Annotated in this window: 1 rRNA gene; it reads left to right on the plus strand. The window is 52.8% G+C overall.

The features are described from left to right. Positions 1-1,381, plus strand: a 23S ribosomal RNA gene (locus ACQEXP_RS21170); the annotation flags it as partial. Between the last annotated feature and the right edge of the window lie 31 nt (positions 1,382-1,412).

Consider the following 1,412-nt stretch of genomic DNA (forward strand, 5'->3'; position numbering starts at 1 on the left):
GTCGAGCTACTACGGTAGTGAAGTCATTGATGCCATGCTTCCAGGAAAAGCCTCTAAGCTTCAGATTGTAAGGAATCGTACCCCAAACCGACACAGGTGGTCGGGTAGAGAATACCAAGGCGCTTGAGAGAACTCGGGTGAAGGAACTAGGCAAAATGGTACCGTAACTTCGGGAGAAGGTACGCTTCTGACGGTGAAGTCCCTTGCGGATGGAGCTATCGGAAGTCGCAGATACCAGGTGGCTGCAACTGTTTATTAAAAACACAGCACTGTGCAAAATCGTAAGATGACGTATACGGTGTGACGCCTGCCCGGTGCCGGAAGGTTAATTGATGGGGTTAGCGCTTGCGCGAAGCTCTTGATCGAAGCCCCGGTAAACGGCGGCCGTAACTATAACGGTCCTAAGGTAGCGAAATTCCTTGTCGGGTAAGTTCCGACCTGCACGAATGGCGTAATGATGGCCACGCTGTCTCCACCCGAGACTCAGTGAAATTGAAATCGCTGTGAAGATGCAGTGTACCCGCGGCTAGACGGAAAGACCCCGTGAACCTTTACTACAGCTTGGCACTGAACATTGACCCTACATGTGTAGGATAGGTGGGAGGCTTTGAAGCAAGTACGCCAGTATTTGTGGAGCCGTCCTTGAAATACCACCCTTGTAGTGTTGATGTTCTAACGTTGACCCCTAATCGGGGTTGCGGACAGTGCCTGGTGGGTAGTTTGACTGGGGCGGTCTCCTCCCAAAGAGTAACGGAGGAGCACGAAGGTGGGCTAATCACGGTTGGACATCGTGAGGTTAGTGCAATGGCATAAGCCCGCTTGACTGCGAGAATGACAATTCGAGCAGGTGCGAAAGCAGGTCATAGTGATCCGGTGGTTCTGTATGGAAGGGCCATCGCTCAACGGATAAAAGGTACTCCGGGGATAACAGGCTGATACCGCCCAAGAGTTCATATCGACGGCGGTGTTTGGCACCTCGATGTCGGCTCATCACATCCTGGGGCTGAAGTCGGTCCCAAGGGTATGGCTGTTCGCCATTTAAAGTGGTACGCGAGCTGGGTTTAGAACGTCGTGAGACAGTTCGGTCCCTATCTGCCGTGGGCGTTGGAAGATTGAAGGGGGCTGCTCCTAGTACGAGAGGACCGGAGTGGACGAACCTCTGGTGTTCGGGTTGTGTCGCCAGACGCATTGCCCGGTAGCTAAGTTCGGAATCGATAACCGCTGAAAGCATCTAAGCGGGAAGCGAGCCCTGAGATGAGTCTTCCCTGACCCCTTGAGGGTCCTAAAGGGTTGTTCGAGACTAGAACGTTGATAGGCAGGGTGTGTAAGCGCTGTGAGGCGTTGAGCTAACCTGTACTAATTGCCCGTGAGGCTTAACCATACAACACCCAAAGGGTTTTGATGGACTCAAA

Source organism: Vibrio sp. TRT 1302 (assembly GCF_050113875.1).
Lineage (GTDB): Bacteria > Pseudomonadota > Gammaproteobacteria > Enterobacterales > Vibrionaceae > Vibrio.